The organism is Salinicola sp. JS01, assembly GCF_030284585.1.
In the GTDB taxonomy this organism is placed as follows: domain Bacteria; phylum Pseudomonadota; class Gammaproteobacteria; order Pseudomonadales; family Halomonadaceae; genus Salinicola.
Window position 1 is genome coordinate 3777818 of record NZ_CP127244.1, and the last position, 16013, is coordinate 3793830.

The 16013-nt window shown below is 64.6% G+C and carries 33 protein-coding genes; 6 read left to right on the forward strand and 27 right to left on the reverse strand.

Features of this window, described 5'->3' with window-relative positions:
• Positions 1 to 37 precede the first annotated feature (37 nt).
• The 6 genes from QO259_RS17130 to QO259_RS17155 all read right to left on the reverse strand — a co-directional run bounded on the left by QO259_RS17130 (position 38) and on the right by QO259_RS17155 (position 5084).
• The gene (locus QO259_RS17130) at positions 38 to 964 is read right to left on the reverse strand and encodes a S49 family peptidase (protein ID WP_285950891.1); all 927 of its coding nucleotides are present in this window, start codon (positions 962 to 964) and stop codon (positions 38 to 40) included.
• Positions 952 to 2223 (reverse strand): phage portal protein, encoded by a 1272-nt coding sequence (locus QO259_RS17135; protein ID WP_285950892.1) that lies wholly within the window; start codon positions 2221 to 2223, stop codon positions 952 to 954. Before QO259_RS17135 ends, QO259_RS17130 begins: the two co-directional genes overlap by 13 nt.
• Positions 2223 to 2411: a hypothetical protein gene (locus QO259_RS17140; RefSeq protein ID WP_285950893.1), complete on the reverse strand. Its 189-nt coding sequence runs from the start codon at positions 2409 to 2411 to the stop codon at positions 2223 to 2225. Before QO259_RS17140 ends, QO259_RS17135 begins: the two co-directional genes overlap by 1 nt.
• Positions 2405 to 4120: a terminase large subunit gene (locus tag QO259_RS17145; protein ID WP_285950894.1), complete on the reverse strand. Its 1716-nt coding sequence runs from the start codon at positions 4118 to 4120 to the stop codon at positions 2405 to 2407. The genes QO259_RS17140 and QO259_RS17145 overlap by 7 nt, the downstream gene beginning before the upstream one ends.
• A 6-nt stretch (positions 4121 to 4126) precedes the next feature.
• Positions 4127 to 4600 carry a phage terminase small subunit P27 family gene (locus QO259_RS17150; RefSeq protein WP_285950895.1) on the reverse strand — a complete coding sequence of 158 codons (474 nt, stop codon included), beginning with the start codon at positions 4598 to 4600 and terminating at the stop codon, positions 4127 to 4129.
• A gap of 127 nt (positions 4601 to 4727) precedes the next feature.
• A complete protein-coding gene (locus tag QO259_RS17155) occupies positions 4728 to 5084 on the reverse strand; it encodes an HNH endonuclease (protein ID WP_285950896.1) in 357 nt (118 codons plus the stop codon).
• A gap of 61 nt (positions 5085 to 5145) precedes the next feature.
• Between QO259_RS17155 and QO259_RS17160 the strand changes: the two genes are divergently transcribed.
• Positions 5146 to 5367 carry a hypothetical protein gene (locus QO259_RS17160; RefSeq protein WP_285950897.1) on the forward strand — a complete coding sequence of 74 codons (222 nt, stop codon included), beginning with the start codon at positions 5146 to 5148 and terminating at the stop codon, positions 5365 to 5367.
• Here QO259_RS17160 and QO259_RS17165 read toward each other — a convergent pair whose 3' ends face one another.
• Genes QO259_RS17165 through QO259_RS17195 form a run of 7 tightly spaced genes read right to left on the reverse strand, consistent with a single transcriptional unit; the run spans position 5368 to position 7657 of the window.
• Positions 5368 to 5520, reverse strand: coding sequence for a hypothetical protein (locus QO259_RS17165; protein ID WP_285950898.1), 153 nt, complete (start codon positions 5518 to 5520; stop codon positions 5368 to 5370).
• A gap of 16 nt (positions 5521 to 5536) precedes the next feature.
• A complete protein-coding gene (locus QO259_RS17170; RefSeq protein WP_285950899.1) occupies positions 5537 to 5848 on the reverse strand; it encodes a hypothetical protein in 312 nt (103 codons plus the stop codon).
• Positions 5845 to 6072 carry a DUF7940 domain-containing protein gene (locus QO259_RS17175; RefSeq protein ID WP_285950900.1) on the reverse strand — a complete coding sequence of 76 codons (228 nt, stop codon included), beginning with the start codon at positions 6070 to 6072 and terminating at the stop codon, positions 5845 to 5847. Before QO259_RS17175 ends, QO259_RS17170 begins: the two co-directional genes overlap by 4 nt.
• Positions 6069 to 6434 (reverse strand): hypothetical protein, encoded by a 366-nt coding sequence (locus QO259_RS17180; protein ID WP_285950901.1) that lies wholly within the window; start codon positions 6432 to 6434, stop codon positions 6069 to 6071. The genes QO259_RS17175 and QO259_RS17180 overlap by 4 nt, the downstream gene beginning before the upstream one ends.
• The gene (locus QO259_RS17185; RefSeq protein WP_285950902.1) at positions 6431 to 6763 is read right to left on the reverse strand and encodes a phage holin family protein; all 333 of its coding nucleotides are present in this window, start codon (positions 6761 to 6763) and stop codon (positions 6431 to 6433) included. Before QO259_RS17185 ends, QO259_RS17180 begins: the two co-directional genes overlap by 4 nt.
• A 25-nt stretch (positions 6764 to 6788) precedes the next feature.
• The gene (locus QO259_RS17190) at positions 6789 to 7064 is read right to left on the reverse strand and encodes a hypothetical protein (protein WP_285950903.1); all 276 of its coding nucleotides are present in this window, start codon (positions 7062 to 7064) and stop codon (positions 6789 to 6791) included.
• Positions 7061 to 7657, reverse strand: a complete 597-nt coding sequence (locus QO259_RS17195; protein ID WP_285950904.1) for a lysozyme family protein — start codon at positions 7655 to 7657, stop codon at positions 7061 to 7063. The genes QO259_RS17190 and QO259_RS17195 overlap by 4 nt, the downstream gene beginning before the upstream one ends.
• Positions 7658 to 7794: 137 nt before the next feature.
• Here QO259_RS17195 and QO259_RS17200 point away from each other — a divergent pair, with 137 nt between their 5' ends.
• The 3 genes from QO259_RS17200 to QO259_RS17210 are packed head-to-tail and all read left to right on the forward strand — an operon-like array spanning position 7795 to position 8434.
• Positions 7795 to 7995, forward strand: a complete 201-nt coding sequence (locus tag QO259_RS17200) for a hypothetical protein (RefSeq protein WP_285950905.1) — start codon at positions 7795 to 7797, stop codon at positions 7993 to 7995.
• Positions 7992 to 8234 carry a hypothetical protein gene (locus QO259_RS17205; protein ID WP_285950906.1) on the forward strand — a complete coding sequence of 81 codons (243 nt, stop codon included), beginning with the start codon at positions 7992 to 7994 and terminating at the stop codon, positions 8232 to 8234. Before QO259_RS17200 ends, QO259_RS17205 begins: the two co-directional genes overlap by 4 nt.
• The gene (locus tag QO259_RS17210; protein ID WP_285950907.1) at positions 8231 to 8434 is read left to right on the forward strand and encodes a hypothetical protein; all 204 of its coding nucleotides are present in this window, start codon (positions 8231 to 8233) and stop codon (positions 8432 to 8434) included. Before QO259_RS17205 ends, QO259_RS17210 begins: the two co-directional genes overlap by 4 nt.
• Positions 8435 to 8603: 169 nt before the next feature.
• Here the strand turns inward: QO259_RS17210 and QO259_RS17215 are convergent, their stop codons facing one another.
• The 12 genes from QO259_RS17215 to QO259_RS17270 form a co-directional block, all read right to left on the reverse strand.
• Positions 8604 to 9311, reverse strand: coding sequence for a hypothetical protein (locus QO259_RS17215; RefSeq protein ID WP_285950908.1), 708 nt, complete (start codon positions 9309 to 9311; stop codon positions 8604 to 8606).
• A 111-nt stretch (positions 9312 to 9422) separates the two neighbouring features.
• Positions 9423 to 9824, reverse strand: a complete 402-nt coding sequence (locus QO259_RS17220) for a VRR-NUC domain-containing protein (RefSeq protein WP_285950909.1) — start codon at positions 9822 to 9824, stop codon at positions 9423 to 9425.
• A gap of 77 nt (positions 9825 to 9901) precedes the next feature.
• Positions 9902 to 10198 carry a hypothetical protein gene (locus tag QO259_RS17225; protein WP_285950910.1) on the reverse strand — a complete coding sequence of 99 codons (297 nt, stop codon included), beginning with the start codon at positions 10196 to 10198 and terminating at the stop codon, positions 9902 to 9904.
• On the reverse strand, positions 10198 to 10485 hold the full coding sequence (locus QO259_RS17230) for a hypothetical protein (protein WP_285950911.1): 288 nt from the start codon (positions 10483 to 10485) through the stop codon (positions 10198 to 10200). The genes QO259_RS17225 and QO259_RS17230 overlap by 1 nt, the downstream gene beginning before the upstream one ends.
• A complete protein-coding gene (locus QO259_RS17235; protein ID WP_285950912.1) occupies positions 10485 to 10805 on the reverse strand; it encodes a hypothetical protein in 321 nt (106 codons plus the stop codon). The genes QO259_RS17230 and QO259_RS17235 overlap by 1 nt, the downstream gene beginning before the upstream one ends.
• On the reverse strand, positions 10805 to 11086 hold the full coding sequence (locus tag QO259_RS17240) for a hypothetical protein (protein WP_285950913.1): 282 nt from the start codon (positions 11084 to 11086) through the stop codon (positions 10805 to 10807). Before QO259_RS17240 ends, QO259_RS17235 begins: the two co-directional genes overlap by 1 nt.
• Before the next feature lie 157 nt (positions 11087 to 11243).
• Positions 11244 to 11477 (reverse strand): hypothetical protein, encoded by a 234-nt coding sequence (locus tag QO259_RS17245; protein ID WP_285950914.1) that lies wholly within the window; start codon positions 11475 to 11477, stop codon positions 11244 to 11246.
• Positions 11474 to 11629, reverse strand: coding sequence for a hypothetical protein (locus tag QO259_RS17250; RefSeq protein WP_285950915.1), 156 nt, complete (start codon positions 11627 to 11629; stop codon positions 11474 to 11476). The genes QO259_RS17245 and QO259_RS17250 overlap by 4 nt, the downstream gene beginning before the upstream one ends.
• Complete coding sequence (locus QO259_RS17255) at positions 11629 to 12420, reverse strand: BRO-N domain-containing protein (RefSeq protein WP_285950916.1); 792 nt, start codon at positions 12418 to 12420, stop codon at positions 11629 to 11631. The genes QO259_RS17250 and QO259_RS17255 overlap by 1 nt, the downstream gene beginning before the upstream one ends.
• A 2-nt stretch (positions 12421 to 12422) precedes the next feature.
• Complete coding sequence (locus QO259_RS17260; RefSeq protein ID WP_285950917.1) at positions 12423 to 13031, reverse strand: replication protein P; 609 nt, start codon at positions 13029 to 13031, stop codon at positions 12423 to 12425.
• A gap of 28 nt (positions 13032 to 13059) precedes the next feature.
• Positions 13060 to 13941, reverse strand: a complete 882-nt coding sequence (locus tag QO259_RS17265) for a helix-turn-helix domain-containing protein (RefSeq protein ID WP_285950918.1) — start codon at positions 13939 to 13941, stop codon at positions 13060 to 13062.
• Complete coding sequence (locus QO259_RS17270) at positions 13941 to 14279, reverse strand: hypothetical protein (protein WP_285950919.1); 339 nt, start codon at positions 14277 to 14279, stop codon at positions 13941 to 13943. The genes QO259_RS17265 and QO259_RS17270 overlap by 1 nt, the downstream gene beginning before the upstream one ends.
• Before the next feature lie 119 nt (positions 14280 to 14398).
• Between QO259_RS17270 and QO259_RS17275 the strand changes: the two genes are divergently transcribed.
• A complete protein-coding gene (locus tag QO259_RS17275) occupies positions 14399 to 14674 on the forward strand; it encodes a hypothetical protein (RefSeq protein ID WP_285950920.1) in 276 nt (91 codons plus the stop codon).
• An 8-nt stretch (positions 14675 to 14682) separates the two neighbouring features.
• On the opposite strand, the gene QO259_RS17280 is transcribed toward QO259_RS17275, so the two are convergent.
• Together QO259_RS17280 and QO259_RS17285 are read right to left on the reverse strand one after the other, a co-directional pair.
• A complete protein-coding gene (locus QO259_RS17280; RefSeq protein ID WP_285950921.1) occupies positions 14683 to 14979 on the reverse strand; it encodes a hypothetical protein in 297 nt (98 codons plus the stop codon).
• 33 nt (positions 14980 to 15012) lie between these two features.
• Positions 15013 to 15216 carry a Cro/CI family transcriptional regulator gene (locus QO259_RS17285; RefSeq protein WP_285950922.1) on the reverse strand — a complete coding sequence of 68 codons (204 nt, stop codon included), beginning with the start codon at positions 15214 to 15216 and terminating at the stop codon, positions 15013 to 15015.
• An 88-nt stretch (positions 15217 to 15304) separates the two neighbouring features.
• On the opposite strand from QO259_RS17285, the gene QO259_RS17290 reads away from it, so the two are divergent.
• Positions 15305 to 15964, forward strand: coding sequence for a LexA family protein (locus QO259_RS17290; RefSeq protein WP_285950923.1), 660 nt, complete (start codon positions 15305 to 15307; stop codon positions 15962 to 15964).
• The last annotated feature ends 49 nt before the right edge of the window (positions 15965 to 16013 follow it).

Here is a 16013-nt window from a genome sequence, read left to right on the forward strand (position 1 = left end):
GGCCATGTGGCCGCCCTGGTACCGCTCCGCCGCGTGGCTAGAGCGTGTTCTGGAGTTTCATGGCGCCGGCGCGCGCTGAGACGCTGCCGCGGCGCGGGGCCTGCTGTCCGCTATAACGGGCGGCGATGGAATCGAGCGCCTCCTGAGCGGGTGCGATCTCGTCGATGAGCTTGATGGCGCGCGCGCCCTCGGCATCGAACATGCGCGCTTCAGTGCCGGTGACCACCGACAGGTCAATGCCGCGGTGGTCGGCCACCGATTCGGTGAAGGTGGCGTAGGCCGCATCCAGGCGACGGTCGATCTCGGCGACAGCCTGGTCGGTGATCGGCTCGTGTGGCGAGCAGTCGTTCTTGTGGGCGCCGCGGTAGTAGGTGTTGAACTTGATGCCAAAGGCCTCTTCCGCCTTGCTGACCTCGTAGGTCTCGATGATCACCCCGATAGAGCCCGCCATGGCGGTAGGGCTGCAGACGATCCGCGAGCAGGCAGCAGCCAGCATGTAGCAAGCGGAGAAGGCGGCGAAGTTGATCAGCGCGGTGATCGGCTTGATCTCGGTGCTGACCCGGATGAAATCAGCCAGCTCCTTGCACCCCATGGCGGCGCCCCCGCCCGAGTGCATGTCGAGCACGATCTCCTCGACCATCTCATGCCGCAAGGCGGCGTGGATCTGGCCGCGCAGCTTCTCGTAGCTGAGGATCTCCTGGCACGCGCCGTCGATCTGTCCAGCTCGCGCGGTGAGGATGCCGTGCACCGGGATGATCGCCAGACGGCCAACCACTCGCAGGCTCTGCATCTCCCGCGATTCGGGCGAACCACCAGCATCCAGGCGCTCGGGCATGTCAGTCAGACGGCCGAGCAGGCGCGGCTCGAGCACCGCGCGCACCGTCTGCATCAGGTCGGGGGTCGCATAGAGCGGGGTGTTGAACACCAGCGACGCGAGATGCGGGTAGTTGATCAGTTGCGACATAGGATTCCCTCGATCTCCTGCATTTGTTTCGGCGTCGCGTTCAACGAGCGCTGCGTCTGCTGGGAGTCGTTCATGTTGAGCGGGGTGAGGTAGCGATCGCCGCCGGCGATCGGCGGCATGTTCTCCAGCCGGCGCACGTCGTTGACCGAGAGCCAGCCCCATTGGCGCCCGAGCGCGTAGGCGTCGTAGCGCGACTTCTGGTCTCCGCGAAGCAGACCAGACACGTTGAACTCGACATAGAGATCGCGACGCTCCGATGGCAGCAGCAGGTCGCGGCGCATGGCCGCCTCCCAGCGCTTGAGCCAGGGCAGCAGCGTGTAGATCACGAACCCGAGCGACATGGACTCGATGCCCGAGCCCCACGATGTGGACTTGTCGGTGAGCTGGACCATGTGCAACGGAATCTTGAACAGCCGGCAGATCTCCTCGACCGAGAATTTCCGGCTCTCGAGCAGCTGGGCCTTCTCGTTGTCCATCGAGAGCTGCTTGTAGCTCATGCCCTCTTGCAGCAGTGCTACCGAGAAAGCGTTGCGCAGACCACCGTGGCGCTCGGTGAACTTGTCGAGCAGCCGGTCGACTGCGGCCTGATCTTTGATAGCTGTCGCATCGCTGGGCCGCTCGATGACGCCGGACATGGTGGCGCCACGCTCGAACACTGCGGCCGCGTGCTCTTCGGTCGACATCGCCAGACCGATTGAGTCGGCGTTCGTAGCGATAGGAGACAGGCCGACGAACCCGTCGCGAGAGAAAGCCTTGACGTGGTGCATTTGCCGCATGCCGACGGTCTTGCCGACCTCAGGCAGGTGGTAGTACGGCAGGCCGTCACGGCCTTTCATGACCTGGCACTTCTTGGGATTGATCGGGATGAGCTCGATCGGATAGCCAGCCCCGTCGCGCTCGATCAAGGCGTAATGATTGCCCTCCAGCCCCAGGGCGCCCTGCCCCTGTTCGAAGTACTCGAAGGAGCTGTCCTTCTGGTTGGGCTGGGAATGCAGCAGGTCGTAAACCGGGTGCTGCGATGCCCGCTCGCGGCCGCCGTCGCCAGTGCGGCGGTAGAGCTCGCAGGGCAACTGCGCCACCGACTCGGCCAGCAGCGTGACACACGCACGCAGCGCGCCAACGCGCAGCGCGTTGTCGCTGTTGACGCCGGCGCCGGCCGATGTACGGGTGCGCGACATGCCGCCGATCCAGTTGGCCCAGTCGCCGCCCTTGGAGGCGCTGCGAGTGGGGGTGCTACCGAAGAGAGCGGGAAACCACATTAGCCGCCCTCCCCGTTCACCTTCGGTTGTCGTTGCGATGCCGCGGCACGCGCCACCAGCCAGGACCAGATGAGGCACAGCGAGCCAGCGACGATGTAGCCCGCCGGTGCCGAGAGCAGCCAGGCGCCGAACGACACCAGCGCTGCACCGACGAGGCCGACCAGGAAAGTCACGATTGAAATCAGCATGTCACGTCCGAGGTGTCGTAGATGGATTCCTGAGGCTCATCGTTCTCGGTGAGAACGGCCCGCCCCAGCGCCATGAGAATCGCGATCGGGCCATCGATCTTGTTCTCGGGCTTTTCCTTTCGCGGATAGATGTTGTCCTTGGCGTCTGCCTTGGCGATGACGTTGGAGGCCATCCACGTCAGCACCGGGTCACAGCTGTGACGCCAGCGGCCGCCAGTGATCGCCGCCTCCATCTCGCGCATCGCGGGGCTCATGTTCTGCACCGTGTTGCGGTACTCGATGATGTCAGCGCCATCGCTCTGCAGCTGGTGTGCCAACTGGGTAGCACGCCATGGGTCGTAGGCGATCTCGGTTATCTGGAAACGGCCGGAGAGGTCTTTGATGTCCTCTCGAATGACGTCGAAGTCGAGCTCCTCGCCGTCGGTGATGATCAGGTCACCGGAGTTGACCCAGCTCTCGTAGGCAGCGCGGTTGTTGCTCGCGCGCTCGATGGCACCTTCCGGCAGATAGCTGCGCACGAAGACGGTCCAGCGCGTCTTGAGCCGACCTTTCTTGTCCTCGATCTCATCGCGGAACAGCATCGCGATGGCGGCGATATCCGTCTTGCTGGCAAGGTCGACGCCAAGCCAGCACTCCTTGCCTTCGAAGTCGTCAAGCGTCAGCGTCTCGTCGCCGGCAGAGTGCCAGTCGGCCATGTTCAGCCAGGCCGTGCGGGCGCTGACCCAGACGTTGAGGTGCTTAGTGAGGAACGAGTTCTGGCGACTGGGATAGCGGATCGCGTCGCGCTGCGCCTTGAGCAGGAACTCTTCCGAGACTGACACACCGAAGTTGGGATTGGCCTTGCGCAGGACCGCGGGGTCTTGCCAATCATCGCCCTTGTCGATGGTGTAGATGATCCCGAACAGCTCTTCGTTGGGCAGCGCGTCGTCGAGCATCTGCTGGACCTGGCGCCGCTTGTCGTAGCAAGGCCCGGCGATGTTGAAGCCCGCGGTGGTGATGATGAACATCAGCGCCTGATCGCGGGCCCCCATGCCGGTGAGCATGGTGTCGTAGAGGTTCGGGGTCTGGTGCTCGTGATACTCGTCGACGAGTGCGCAACTGGGCGAGGAGCCATCACCGGGGTCGCCGATCAACGGCTCCAGTCGGCTGCCGTCTTCCGGTATCGAGATGTTCTTGGCCATGATCTCGATGCCGGCGGCACTGACCAGCGCCGGCGATTTCTGCAGCATCAGGCGCGCTGGGCGGAAAACCTCCCAGGCCTGCTTCTCCGTGGTCGCACCACAGTAGACCTCGGCGCCGTACTCGCCATCTGCGCACAGCATGTAGTTGGCCACGCCCGCGGCCATGACCGACTTGCCGTTCTTGCGCTCGACCTCGATGTAGGCCTCGGTGAATCTCCGCAGCCCGCTCTTCTTGCGAAGCCAGCCGAAAATGCAGCAGAAGATGAACAGCTGCCACGGCTCCAGCGCGATCAGTCGTCGCTCTCGCGCCCATCGCCCCTTGGTGTGGGGGAGCAGCTGCACGAAGACGCAGACACGCTCTGCGGCATCCTTGTCGAAGCGGTACTTGAACGCCCGACCCTTGGAGGCGGCCAGGTCGTCGAGGTGTCGCTTACAGGCCTGCTGCACCTCCTTGCAGGCAGGTATGCGGCCAGCCACGACGTCCCTGGCGTACTTGTTCGCGGCGTTGACGTTGGGATAGCTGGCCATTCGGGATCATCGCTTTTTGCCCACCAGTGCGGCGAAGGGGTTGGCGGCAGCTTTGGCACCCGGCACTGCCAGCCGGGCGCGACTGGAAGGATCCAGCCCGAGAGCGCTGCCGAACGTGTTCATCTGCTTGAGTGATTCATTGGCCACCGTGCAGGCCGGGTTCTTGGCCACCCCACCCATGGGGCTATCGACCGTCAGCCCATGCTGGGCGATGTTCTTCTCGGCGAGACGCCAGCGGTTGTAAGCGGCGCAGTAGGCCTCGAGGTTGGCCAGGTCGGAGTCCGTCAGAATCTTCGAGCTGACCAGCCAAGGACCAACCCGCTCCCACATCTCGACGCCGATCTCGGGCATCCAGTCAGGTGGCGGCGGCACTTCGGTCAGCGACTCCGCGACAGGCTCGTCGTGGTTCACCGCCCGCTTGCCGGCATTGCCCTGGACGGCTTTGAGGTGGCTCGGCTTGGGTTTGCGACCGCGTGTCATTTGCGAACTCCTCTCGCCGAACCTGATTTTTCAATTTCGCGGGTATAAAAATTGAGTTGAGGCGGCGGTGTCCGGGCTCGAAAGCCCCAGACTTTGACCCTCCCCCTCCCCTAGATGGGAATCCGTCTCATCCGCGCCCGCTCTGCGACTCGCGCGCCGTCTTCGCCTTGTGGCAGGCCGAACAGATGGCCTCGAGGTTGGTGTCCGCGTCGGTGCCGCCAGCCTCACGGTTGACGATATGGTCGACCTCGGTCGCCGGAGTGATGCGACCCTGCCGCTTGCACGGCTGGCATAGGTAGCGGTCTCGCTGCAGGATGCGATCACGGATGCGTCGCCAAGGCCGACCACCGCGCCCGCTCTGCCCGCGGCGGCGCTGCGTCCAGCCGGTTGCCAAGTGCGCATGCCCCTCGCAGTAGCCGTGACGCTCAGTCGTCGTGTGTCGGCAGCCAGGGGAGCGGCACGGGCGCTTAGCTTTAGCGGGCATGGGCTTTACCTTTCTGCGACGGGAGCTCAACGTTGTTGATCGACAACTAAGGAGGCGTGTAATGCAACGATTCGACAACCTGGCTTCAGCTCGACCCTTGCCGGTGTATCGCAGCGACAACGGCAACCTCTACCGCTATGCCATTGCCGCCATGAACCACGGCGGCGAGATCCTGATCGACTTCAACATTGAGTATCTGGATCAGGCGGAAGCAGTTGCTGAACTCATCAATCGCCAGGGGTATGCCGACGGCTCTGAACTGGAGAAGGTCGCAAGCAAGTAGTCAGGGGTGCCGGGGTGTGCATAGCTCCTTTAGCATCCCGCGCATCTCGAGTGCCCAGTCGGTCAGCCGACGCTCGCGGTCCTGCAGCAGCCAGTAGTCATCGTCTGCCAGGCACTGCATGTGGCCTGACTCGATTACAGGCAGTGCCGGCATCGGCGGCACCGTGCATTCAGGGCTGGTCGGTGTCGCTACTGTCGTCGCGCAACCGGGGATCGCCAAAAAACTCAGGGCGAACACCTGCGCGGCGCTGGGCCATCTGTTCACGTTCTACCTCCCGGGCCTGTGCCTGATCAGCGCGCTGGCGCTCATCGATTCGTCGTTCGACTGCCCGTGCTGCCTCAATGCCCTTGGTCCTCGACTTGGCCTTGTCGAGCTCGTCACGGGCCGCATCACGCTGCCCACGCATGAGCAGGGCCAACGAGGCAAGCGCACCCATGACCACGGCCACACATGCGGCAATCCAGCCGTAGAGCCGACTCATTGCAGCCGGCCCCGGATGTATTCGTCGATGGCCTTCTGCGGCACTAGCCGGGCGATGGCGCCAGCGACACCCACCACCGACGCCAGCACCGTGTAGGCCCACTCGGGTAGCAGCCCTTCCCAGTGCGGCAGAACGTCATGCAGCGCGAAGATCAAAGTCGAGAGGATCGCCAGCCGCACCGACCACAGCTTGTGTGCCTTGCGCGCTTCGGGTACCAGCTTCATCGCGTCTTCTCCGTCTTGAGCTGCAGCTGGCCGGTCCAGCCCTCATCCGTCGTCATCGCAGTGGTCGCATTGCAGGCTTCAAGCCGCGCATCCGCGGCACCGAGCTGATAGCGCACACCGCGCAGCTCTGCCCACGCGGCGTTGCGCTCTGCCTCGAACTGACCGGCCTTGGCCTGCTCTTGCGTCAGGGCGTACCAGAGCCCATACGCCACCGCGCGCTCGCTGGCCTGCTGCTCGACCACACGCCGGTCAGCGGCGCCCACCTGCATCTGAGACGACACCGCCCAGGCGAAGCACAAGGCCGCGACCAGCAGGTGCGACCGACTATCTCTGCTGAGCGACCGCCACCACCGCTTGATCATTTCCGCCTCAGTGCCGACGCAACGTCGGCGATGTTGTCCAGCAGCCGATCGACACGCTTCTCGAAGCCGTGCACGCCGATGTAGCCCAGGAAGGCCGCGAAGAAACGGCCGGTGTCGGCCTCGAATCCCCAATGCTGAATGAACGGCAGCGATGTCCAGGCCAGGAAGCCGACCATCAACGTCTCGATCCAGCGCTTCGGCTTGCGCAGCCCGCCGGACGTCAGCACGCGCAAAGACGACATGAATATCGCGCAGAGCGCCGCAGACTGGGCAGGCTCTCGGGCGAACGCGGAAACCGTCAGCCAGAGCTCAGTGATTTGGTCCGGCATCTCGATCCCCGGTTATGTCGCGCGGCTACCCTCGTTTGTGCGAAGCCCGGTGAATCAGTATCCAGGCGGGGATCATCGACAGATTGAGCAGTAACCGGCCGATGGCTGTTCGGTCGCTCAGAGCGATATCTACCGCCATGTCAGCACCACGAAACGCCAACAGCCCGCCGGCGGTCGCAATCACTAGATGGATGGCGAAGCGTGTCCAGCCATCATCGACGCGATTGAGCGCGATCAGACATTGGATGATGAGACCGACAGCGATCAGGAAATTGGCCGCAGCCATCAGGGAACCGATCATGCCGCCACCTCCTCCTGCCACACGTCCCGCGCATGTGCCGGGCGCAGGCCCTCGATCAGCATCTCCTGCACCCGCTGGGCCGCCTCATCCTTGGTGATGCGGCCGTCGTTGTCCGCATCGAGCCCGGCATTCTGGCGGTACGAGACACGGCCCTCAGTGAACAGCACCGCGCCACCCGGGCGCCCCACATAGGCGGGCAGCAGGATGGCTAGGTACATATCGGGCAGCGTCGAGATGCGGCGGTGATAGGGGCGGAAGTAGTCCTCGACGAATGCAAGCTGCTCGACGGCGGTCATCGCCGCCAGCGCGTCGGTCGTCGTGCCCAGGCCGCGGGCGGTCAGCGGCATGAACTGGATCAGGCCGGTAGCGCCAGAGCCCGCCGCATTGCGCACGGCAGGGTCGAACGTCCGGCCAGTCTCGAATGCCATGCAGGCCATCAGCCAGTTGACGTGATCGAGCGACCAGCCGAAGCGCGCCGCCAGCGCGAACAGCGCATCGACGAAGGCGTCGGACACATGAGCGCCCCAGGCGAGGCGCACGCGCAGCGGATAGCGACCGCTGCCGATCATCTCGACATCTCGCATGAATCGCATGGGGAACTCCGAATAAAGGGCGGCGAGAATAGAGATATCGCCACGGGATACGAAAAGCCTTGCGATAGGAACAATGTTCCTATAAGATAGATTCATCGGATCGGGAAACGCCCACCGACAAACACCAGGAGAACGACATGAACAACGCCATCCGCAGCATCGCCGACGACAAAACCCGCGCTTTCGCCGAAGCCTGCTACGACACCAACGATCTGAACGATCTGCGTGAAATGACTGAAGCCGACGAAACTGATATGGCTGAGTGGAAAATCGATGCCAACCAGTGGCGAACAGCTGTCAACGCAGCTATCGCCGACATGGAAGCGGACGCAGAATGATCAAAGCAAACGACCAGGAGCAAAGAAAAATGGAACATCACGTAGCGATCCACGGCGGCGACGTAATCGGCATGGCAAGCAGCAAGAAGTCTGCAATCGAGCTGTGCGAATCCATGGGCTATGAAGTACTGCCGGAAGACAATGGAGGCTTGATCGACTTCTACGATGAGGAAGACGGCCCAGGCGTGGCGCAGTACGAAGCGGATGGCCGTGGCGTATGGATTGTCGCGACAAAATGATCAACGCCGCAGAACATCATGACCCGGCCCTGGCGCCGGGCCTGATCCGCAGATGCATCGAGATATCAGGGTCTCAGCTCAGCCTGGCGTCACGCCTCGGCGTATCAGCCAGGTTCCTGCGGATGGTATCGGCCAACGAGCGCCGCATGGACTACTGCATGCAGGTGGCGCTTGAGCGAATCATCGAAGAGGCCGAATAAGTTGCCGCCCATGCCCTGGGAAACGTGGGGGAGCACGCGGGAGCGAAGCAAGGGCGGCGAACAGGGTCAGAAACGACAGCGCCCCGAACGGTCGAAACCGATCAGGGCGCAGAAATCACAAGATAGCTGAACTGTACCGCCTTCCCCCCTCGATTACAACATATAGTGTTCAGGCGGCCATTTCTGACTGCTGGCTAACCACATCCAGTAGCCGAGCGCGCGCCTTCTCTGCCGATCGTTCCAGTGCCTTTCGGGTACCGAACACCTCGCGAGCAGAGACCGGGCGCCACTGCTTGAAGCGGCACCGCTGGCGGCCGGCACTGTAGGCCGGGGATAGCGACCAATCAGCGCGGCGCAGAGACCACTCCTCCGCACCCCAGCCGCCGAATGCAGGCCAGCCCAGCCGCTGCAGCACGATCAGCTGCGCGTCGCGCACCTGCGCCAGGGTGAGGCCGCGATGCCCACCTTTGATCGCCTCGATCCGCTCGCGGTCTCCAAGGACTGGCCGCACCCACGGCTGCCCTGGGATCGCATACCCCGCCAGCAGCACGGCCATTCTCTGCCGCTCGGTGAGGTGCGCCAGCAGCGCCTGGGCCATTGACCGCCAGCGGCAGGCATGCCGATATCGCTCCGCCGCCTCCATGACATGATCGACCCGGCCAGTCACCTCGCCGCGCCCCTCGCCCACACCCGCCAGCGGCGACACTTTGTGATGCCCCAGGTTGAGGTGCCGGTAGTCCAGCCGCCACTCGATCTCGACCTCGATCAGCTCATCGAGACAACGGCGCAGCGCCCGGGCTCTCAGCGTGCTGCCCTCCGGCTCGCGGCGGATCACCGCCAGCAGTTGATTGATCCCCATCAGCTCCAGTTGCCGCATGCTCTCCCCCTATCCCCTGGTTCTTTGCCACTCCGAGCCCGAGCCTCTACCACTCACGGCCCAATCCTTTACCACTTAGGGCCAGAGCCTTTACCAATCAGGGCCTGACCCTTACCACTTCGTCCCGTGCGGCATTGCCTGCCGCTGCTCGATGATCGTCGGCGGCCACCCGGCGTACTCCCTCAGTACCGCTTTGGCCTCCTCCAAGCCGCGAGCCAGCACCGCGCAATAGCCGCGGCGATCAGCCTTCTCCAGCCACTCGCGCTGGCTTGCTGCCGTCGCCGCGTGATTCGGCGGCGTCGCCTTGAACTCCACGTAGAGCCCGAGCCACCCGCCGCGGCCTTCCATGACCACCAGGTCGGAGACACCCGATTTCACGCCCTGGCGTTTCAGATCCACCGCCGTCTTCTTGTTGCGCTGGCCACCGTTGGGCACGTGATAGATCACCTCGTACAGATCGCCCACCGGCGTGCCGCGCTGCTGCTCGCCGAACAGCCAGCGGATCAGCACCATCTGCTCGAGACCCTCATGGTCGACCCGTGGGGCCCGGGGCGCCCGCGCTGGCCGGCGGCGCGTCATAGCTGCCTGACTCACTGGTAGCGCTCCTCGGCCCATGCCTTCCAGTCGAAACCGCATTCGCAAGCGCCGTTCTGAGAGAATCCAGCATCGAGGCCGCAGTCCGGACAGCACGGAAGCGAGACGACGATCTTGGTACCAGGTGGGAAGGCGCTGGCCGAGAACTCGATATCCTTCAGGCCGCGCTCAACATCCATATCGCCCTCGGCCTTGCATTCCCAAGCTGGCACATGCTGATCGCAGCTCTCGCCCCCATAGATGTCGGGCTTCATCTCGGCCCACATCGTCTCTTGGTATCGGATATCCGCCATCAGTCCTGCCCTCCCTCGGCCTGGCGCGGTGCGCGGCAGACATCACGTGCCGTGTCTCGCAGCAGCTTCGCCACCTGGGCGCCGGTGTATGGGCCGGGGCGCGCCTCGAAAATCTGAGCTATCTGCTCGGACAGCTCGCTCTCGTGGCGGATCATCTCCTCTTCGATCAGCGCCATCATGCTCAGGCTGGCCTGCTGCTTGAGCACGTACTGCTGTGATTGCGAGCTGTCGGCGTCTTCCATCCACAGCCCGTTGCCCATCGGGCGCAGCGTCAGAACGTCATCCATTACCCAATCCTCTGATGCTCGAGCACGTGACGCAGCACGCCCTCTGATTCGTCATCTACCCAGTCGGGCTCTGCCGCCAGCTCGGCCGCGCACTGGTCGCACACACTGTGATAGCGCCCGCTGCACAGGACCGTGTTGAGGCGATGAGCCGAGCAGAAGTAGCGCTCGCAACTCACCTCGTCTTCGCCGTGCATGCCACCGCAGGCGTAGCTCAGGCCGCGGTCGATCTGCTCGGAGCAGCCGGGGTGGTCACACGTCGCCGGATGGGCGTAGCCGATCGGGCGCCCCTGGCTGTCGGTACCGCAATCACTCCATCCCATCAATGCCCCCTCGCCTGCCGGCGTGCCCAGCGTTGGTAGTCGGCCACGATGCGATCGAGCATCTGGCGCGCTTGGTCGTTCGTGTCGAGCTCCCGGCGGCTCTCGATGCCGCAGGCCTGCCGGATGAACTCCGCGGCGTCCTGCTCATCGTGCGTGCCGTCAGGCAGTTGCCCGGGCGTCAGCCCCTCGCGATGCCGGCGGCGATGGTCGAGATAGAGCCGGAACTGCGGATTGGCGCCGATCAGCGCCGCTCGGGCCGCCTGGGTGTCCGTGCGTCTCACTGACCCACCCCCTCGGCACGGCGACGGCTCATGCAGTGGCAGCAGTACGGCTCGCCCGGGTCGTAGCACATCGCGCCGCGGGCCTGGCCACAAAGGCCGCAATGGCGGCGGGCTGGCCCACGGCGGCGGCGCGGGCGGTTGTAGCGGGTGGATCGGGTCACTGGATCACCTCCAGGTTCTCGGGCGAGATGACAACGCGATACGGGCCAACGACACCGGGATACCAGCAGATCCAGATGTCACGGCCCGCGCGCCGAATCAGGCCTGCGGCATTCCGATAGCGGCAGCCCTCCTCGACAAGCTCATCCGTGATGACCTCGCCGCTGTAGTCGGTGTGACTGGAGCGGCAACGCTGACCGGGACCGGTGGGTTGTAGACCGCGGTGGCTCATACGCAGTACCTCCGGCCGCGGTAGTGCGGGCGGTTGCGCGAGAGCTGGCAGTCAACGCAGCTCGGCAACACCTCGCCCTGGCGCTTCATCTTCCCCAGCGTCTTGAACTCCCGGCATGCCGGGCACTGGATGCGGGTCGGGGCTCGTCTCATCACGCCGCGGCCTCCTGCAGCACCTGGGCCACACTCTCCGGCCACTTGAGCTGCTGCACGGCAACGCCGTCGCCATGCTTTTTGCCGGTATCCATCATCCGACCGCCAGCAGCACGGCCGCGCTCGGTCATGACCCAGTGCGCCTTGCCCTTCGCGTCACGCTCCTGGCGCTGGTAGCCCAGGTCGCGTAGCGAGCGATTCACAGCGATCGCGCTCATGTCCAGCGGCAGGCCCAGCTCGGTCGGTGTGAGCAACCGCTCATTGATCGGGCTCAGCAGGTGGGTGGCACCCAGCTCCGCGAGCAGGTCGACACCGGTGCGGCGTACCACGGCCTGATTGACGCTCAGCATCCGCATGTTGTCGTCGAGACCGAAGGCTCGGGCGGCGCCGTCCAGCGCGCTGGCGATGGCCGAGGCGCGGGCGATGTCCGGCAGATGATCGTTTGCCGCCGGCGCCGGGGCGGTAGGCGCCTCGTAGCGGCCATGGCGGCGGATCGCCGGCAGCACCTCCTCGAACACCCAGGACTCGAAGCGCTCAGCGCTCGGCAGCTTGCTCTTCACGATCATGCGATAGACGTCCGGCTCGCGAATCACGCTGAACGCCTGCACGCCACTCACGGTGGGGATGTCCCGTTTCAGGACACCCCTGCAATGGTCCTGGATCGCCTTCGTCGGGCGGGCATACCCCAGCGCGGCGGCGATGTCTCGGGCCACAAACAGGGTTTCGCCGTCGTCGGCCTCAACGACGCGCACCTGCTGGCTGTCGAACTCGAACGGAATCAGCTGCGTCATGTTCACGCCCTCCCCGTGGCGGCTTTCAACATCGCCAGCCCCTGGCTGGCATTCATGCGGTGCGGCAGGCCCGCGGCCTCCGCCTGCTGCTGGGCGGCCTCACGGCTGGCGCGCTCGGCCAGCTCGGCGCGGTTGCGAGTGCCGTCGCTCTCGATCAGCCCCTGGGTCGCAAGCGGCTGGCCAGCCATCACCCGATTGACCAGCGCCCCGTACTCGCGGCTGAAACGCTTCTCCAGGCGGACGCGGACGCTCTGCGCCGTGGTGCCATGGATCTCGCGCCAGCCGATCGCCTGCCCGGCCATGCGCACGGCGTCGTGGCTCCAGCGCCAGCCAGATGGGTCGTGGCAGTGCGCGCAGGCCTCACGCCATGCCGCATCGACTGTCGGCAGCCCCACATCCTCGGGCCGCGGCTCGCACATCGCGGCGAACGGCACCGGCTGCGGCGGCCAGGCCTCGTCGCCGCTCTTGGCCGCGTCGCGCACCTGCTGGCGTAGCCGTACCAGCCCCAGCTCCAGGTGCCGGGTCGTCAGATGACCCAGCTCGGCCAGCCACGTGCCGTCGTCGTAGTCACCCCACTGGCTGACGAACTTCCCGGCGTAGAGCGAGCGCATCGCGTCGAAGAGGTAGTCGATGCTGCGCTCAGTGAGCGGATGACCATTCGCCGTCGAAGCACGCTCCGCCCCCGGCTGGCTCTGCGCGTTGCTGGCGGTCCCGCTCCCTTGCCTCGGCAGCTGAGAGACGGCGCGATTGAGTGCGTGGGCGGCCGTTTGCATGAGCGGCACCTCCGGTCGGTTGCGGTTGGGATTGGGCGAAGCGCTGGTCGCGGCGCAGCCAGTCGACGAGCTTGGTCGTCCAGGCCATGGCGCCGTATCGGCGGCCGCTGTCGGCGTGGTGAGCGGTGAAGCTGGCGAGCTGGGCGTCCGCCGGCTGGGTGTCGATCGGCAGGCCGGCGCGCTGGCACGCCGCGGCGAGGTGCTGCGGATCGGGCTGCCAGTCGAGCGTCATCGGGAACTGCCGGGCAGCGGCCGCCAGCGGCTGTCCGTCGTCGGCGAACTGCTGGGCGTGATCGAGCGGCACGCCCCCGGTGTGTGTGTTGGGGTTGGTGGTAGGTTCTTTGGTAGGTTCAAGGGGTGTCACCGGTGACACCCTCCCCCTGTCACCGCTGTCACCCCGGGGTGCCAAATTGACACCCTCCCCGGATTGGGTAGAGATAGTAGGGGTGTCAGATTGACACCCTAGCCCGACGGCCAAGCGGTAGCGGTTCGACTGCTGGCGACCATGGCGATCCTGCCGCTCCTCAACGGTCACCAGCCCGCGCTGCTCGAGCAGATCGATGGCACGCTGGACACTGCGCACCGAACAGCCCATCTCCTCGGACATCGCCCGGATCGACGGCCAGCACACGTGCTCCTCGTTGGCGTAGTCAGCCAGCAGCATCAGCGCGAGCCGAGATGGCGTCTTGACGTCCGTGGGCAGCGTCTTCAAAGACTGACGCGCCCAGCTCATGGCGAATAGGCTCATCAGCTCACCCGTGCATCGAACGCGGGCAGCGGCACTCCGGCCGGGAGCTCGATACCCAGCGCCAGGGCAAGGAACCGCTCGGCTTCGCGTGTGTGGTAGCTGATCGTCTTCGCCCGGCGGGCCTCAGCGGCGGCGTCGAACGGTTTGGCGCGGCGCATCAGCTCCGCAGTGGCCGCGTGATAGCGCGCGCCGGCGTGGGCCAGCTCCAGCTGGCGCTTGGCCTCGTCCATGGGACGCTCGCCGGACAGCTCGGCACGCAGGCGATTGATGCGGCTGATCTCGTCAGAGAGGTCGCTGGTGAGCCAGCTCGAAAAGCTGGGCTTCTTGGTCATGGTCATGGTGCGCTCCCCCGAAGCGTTCCCGCCGCCGGCGAGCGGCCGATCAGCGGGCAATAGAGGGCCATGCCGCCAGCGGTTACAGTGGGAGTTCTCACACAACCGACTGAGGTACCGGCGACATGGCCAAACTGACGACTGACCAGAAGCTCGACGCGATCCTGGTTATGCAGGCCGAGATTCTGGGAAGAGTGGAAAAGCTCGAGAAACGGGTCGGGCGCGAGAACGCGCGCGGCGACGCCCTTATGGATGAGTTGGTGGCGCGAGGAGGTGTTGAGGTATACCCCAGTATCAATGCCCTCTCTGGCATTGAATCGCTGATCGACACGGACACCGGGGACGCGATCATCAGCGCCATTGACGATCTCGCCCTGGCTGTCAGCCAAGCGCGAAACTAAGCGCGCGCTCATGCCTCACCTTCGAAGCGGTTGGCCATCTCGCTGTAACGCCGGATGGCCTTCACGTAGCGACTCGCGGCGCCGTGCCAGATGATTCGCTTCTCGATGGGGCCAAACCGCCGTTCGACGATGTGGCGCGAACGGGGATGGCCAAATGGCACCGATTTCGCTTGAAGCCTCCCCATGCCGGCACCAATCATCAGGATGTAGCCGGTCTTCTTGTGGGTAAGCTCGAACCGATCAAAGTCCCACTCGTCGTCGCGTTTCAGTGATCGCCTCAAGCGGCGAGCTTCTTCGTAGATCATGGTGTGCTCCCCCTGTATGCGCATCCAGACCCATCAGGCCCGCTGTGCAGCACTCGTCCGCCGAGTACGATGAGCCTCATCGGCCTGCAGTCTTCCGCAGGTCCGCCCCTCGATCTCGAATTGAAGATTCGCGGGCAGCGCATCAGGCCACTGGCTGACGGCGCCCTTGGATCGGCCAAGGGCTTTTGCTGCTGCGGTAGTGCCACCGAAGTATTCGATGACGTCCTGTTTGGTCATGGGCGTTCTCCTATGGCGCCCGCTGAGTTTATTTTTCTAACCGCCAAAGTGCAAGAAACTGAACATGCTCCCGTTTAGACTACTGAACATGAACGAATCCATTGGCAGTCGAATCAAGCGCATGCGGGAGAGCGCCGGGCTATCTCAAGACAGCCTGGCTAAAGCTGTGGGAAGGTCGAAAAGCTCAGTCAGCCAGTGGGAGTCAGACGCGACGAAGCCGAAGGGTGACGCGCTGTTCAAGCTGGCAAAGGCCCTTGGCTGCTCCCCGTCGTGGCTGCAGGAAGGCGGTGATGAGCCACAGGCGGTGGCTGGTCATGCTCTTGATGACGCACTCGCGACCGGCCCGAAGTTCGAGGGCATGGCGCCAGAGATATCTTGGGTGCAAGCGGGAGCGTGGACAGAGGTCTGCTATGTCGATATGGACCCCGAGACGGTCAAGTGGTACCCGCGGCCGCCAGGGGCCAGCGCTCAGACCTTCGTGCTGCGCGTAGTGGGCGAGAGCATGCTGCCGGAATACTCCCCGGGCAGGCTGATATTCGTCGACCCGGAGCGCATCGCCCAGTCGGGAGATGACGTGATCGCGGTCATGATCGAGACGAGCGAAGCGACATTCAAGCGCTACCTGGAAGAGCCGGGAAGCGGCCGACTGCTCAAGGCGCTCAACCCGTCATGGCACGAGCCCTACATAGCCATCAACGGTAACTGCAAGATCCTCGGCGTCGTCGTCGCCGACATGCGCATCCGATAGCCCCTTCGATACCCCTGCCATAGAGAGCCCGCCTAGCCCGCGGGCTTTT

Bases quoted from the DNA above. Each gene is read 5' to 3' on its own strand.
- QO259_RS17135 (WP_285950892.1), bottom strand. From the start codon at position 2,223: ATGTGGTTTCCCGCTCTCTTCGGTAGCACCCCCACTCGCAGCGCCTCC.
- QO259_RS17170 (WP_285950899.1), bottom strand. From the start codon at position 5,848: ATGAGTCGGCTCTACGGCTGGATTGCCGCATGTGTGGCCGTGGTCATG.
- QO259_RS17130 (WP_285950891.1), bottom strand. From the start codon at position 964: ATGTCGCAACTGATCAACTACCCGCATCTCGCGTCGCTGGTGTTCAAC.
- QO259_RS17265 (WP_285950918.1), bottom strand. From the start codon at position 13,941: ATGAGCCTATTCGCCATGAGCTGGGCGCGTCAGTCTTTGAAGACGCTG.
- QO259_RS17140 (WP_285950893.1), bottom strand. From the start codon at position 2,411: ATGCTGATTTCAATCGTGACTTTCCTGGTCGGCCTCGTCGGTGCAGCG.
- QO259_RS17270 (WP_285950919.1), bottom strand. From the start codon at position 14,279: ATGACCATGACCAAGAAGCCCAGCTTTTCGAGCTGGCTCACCAGCGAC.
- QO259_RS17165 (WP_285950898.1), bottom strand. From the start codon at position 5,520: ATGCCGGCACTGCCTGTAATCGAGTCAGGCCACATGCAGTGCCTGGCA.
- QO259_RS17210 (WP_285950907.1), top strand. From the start codon at position 8,231: ATGATCAACGCCGCAGAACATCATGACCCGGCCCTGGCGCCGGGCCTG.
- QO259_RS17175 (WP_285950900.1), bottom strand. From the start codon at position 6,072: ATGAAGCTGGTACCCGAAGCGCGCAAGGCACACAAGCTGTGGTCGGTG.
- QO259_RS17180 (WP_285950901.1), bottom strand. From the start codon at position 6,434: ATGATCAAGCGGTGGTGGCGGTCGCTCAGCAGAGATAGTCGGTCGCAC.
- QO259_RS17215 (WP_285950908.1), bottom strand. From the start codon at position 9,311: ATGCGGCAACTGGAGCTGATGGGGATCAATCAACTGCTGGCGGTGATC.
- QO259_RS17195 (WP_285950904.1), bottom strand. From the start codon at position 7,657: ATGCGATTCATGCGAGATGTCGAGATGATCGGCAGCGGTCGCTATCCG.
- QO259_RS17275 (WP_285950920.1), top strand. From the start codon at position 14,399: ATGGCCAAACTGACGACTGACCAGAAGCTCGACGCGATCCTGGTTATG.
- QO259_RS17145 (WP_285950894.1), bottom strand. From the start codon at position 4,120: ATGGCCAGCTATCCCAACGTCAACGCCGCGAACAAGTACGCCAGGGAC.
- QO259_RS17285 (WP_285950922.1), bottom strand. From the start codon at position 15,216: ATGACCAAACAGGACGTCATCGAATACTTCGGTGGCACTACCGCAGCA.
- QO259_RS17200 (WP_285950905.1), top strand. From the start codon at position 7,795: ATGAACAACGCCATCCGCAGCATCGCCGACGACAAAACCCGCGCTTTC.
- QO259_RS17235 (WP_285950912.1), bottom strand. From the start codon at position 10,805: ATGGGATGGAGTGATTGCGGTACCGACAGCCAGGGGCGCCCGATCGGC.
- QO259_RS17150 (WP_285950895.1), bottom strand. From the start codon at position 4,600: ATGACACGCGGTCGCAAACCCAAGCCGAGCCACCTCAAAGCCGTCCAG.
- QO259_RS17255 (WP_285950916.1), bottom strand. From the start codon at position 12,420: ATGACGCAGCTGATTCCGTTCGAGTTCGACAGCCAGCAGGTGCGCGTC.
- QO259_RS17280 (WP_285950921.1), bottom strand. From the start codon at position 14,979: ATGATCTACGAAGAAGCTCGCCGCTTGAGGCGATCACTGAAACGCGAC.
- QO259_RS17205 (WP_285950906.1), top strand. From the start codon at position 7,992: ATGATCAAAGCAAACGACCAGGAGCAAAGAAAAATGGAACATCACGTA.
- QO259_RS17190 (WP_285950903.1), bottom strand. From the start codon at position 7,064: ATGATCGGTTCCCTGATGGCTGCGGCCAATTTCCTGATCGCTGTCGGT.
- QO259_RS17260 (WP_285950917.1), bottom strand. From the start codon at position 13,031: ATGCGCTCGCTCTACGCCGGGAAGTTCGTCAGCCAGTGGGGTGACTAC.
- QO259_RS17290 (WP_285950923.1), top strand. From the start codon at position 15,305: ATGAACGAATCCATTGGCAGTCGAATCAAGCGCATGCGGGAGAGCGCC.
- QO259_RS17155 (WP_285950896.1), bottom strand. From the start codon at position 5,084: ATGCCCGCTAAAGCTAAGCGCCCGTGCCGCTCCCCTGGCTGCCGACAC.
- QO259_RS17185 (WP_285950902.1), bottom strand. From the start codon at position 6,763: ATGCCGGACCAAATCACTGAGCTCTGGCTGACGGTTTCCGCGTTCGCC.
- QO259_RS17245 (WP_285950914.1), bottom strand. From the start codon at position 11,477: ATGAGCCACCGCGGTCTACAACCCACCGGTCCCGGTCAGCGTTGCCGC.
- QO259_RS17230 (WP_285950911.1), bottom strand. From the start codon at position 10,485: ATGGATGACGTTCTGACGCTGCGCCCGATGGGCAACGGGCTGTGGATG.
- QO259_RS17220 (WP_285950909.1), bottom strand. From the start codon at position 9,824: ATGGTGCTGATCCGCTGGCTGTTCGGCGAGCAGCAGCGCGGCACGCCG.
- QO259_RS17225 (WP_285950910.1), bottom strand. From the start codon at position 10,198: ATGGCGGATATCCGATACCAAGAGACGATGTGGGCCGAGATGAAGCCC.
- QO259_RS17160 (WP_285950897.1), top strand. From the start codon at position 5,146: ATGCAACGATTCGACAACCTGGCTTCAGCTCGACCCTTGCCGGTGTAT.
- QO259_RS17250 (WP_285950915.1), bottom strand. From the start codon at position 11,629: ATGAGACGAGCCCCGACCCGCATCCAGTGCCCGGCATGCCGGGAGTTC.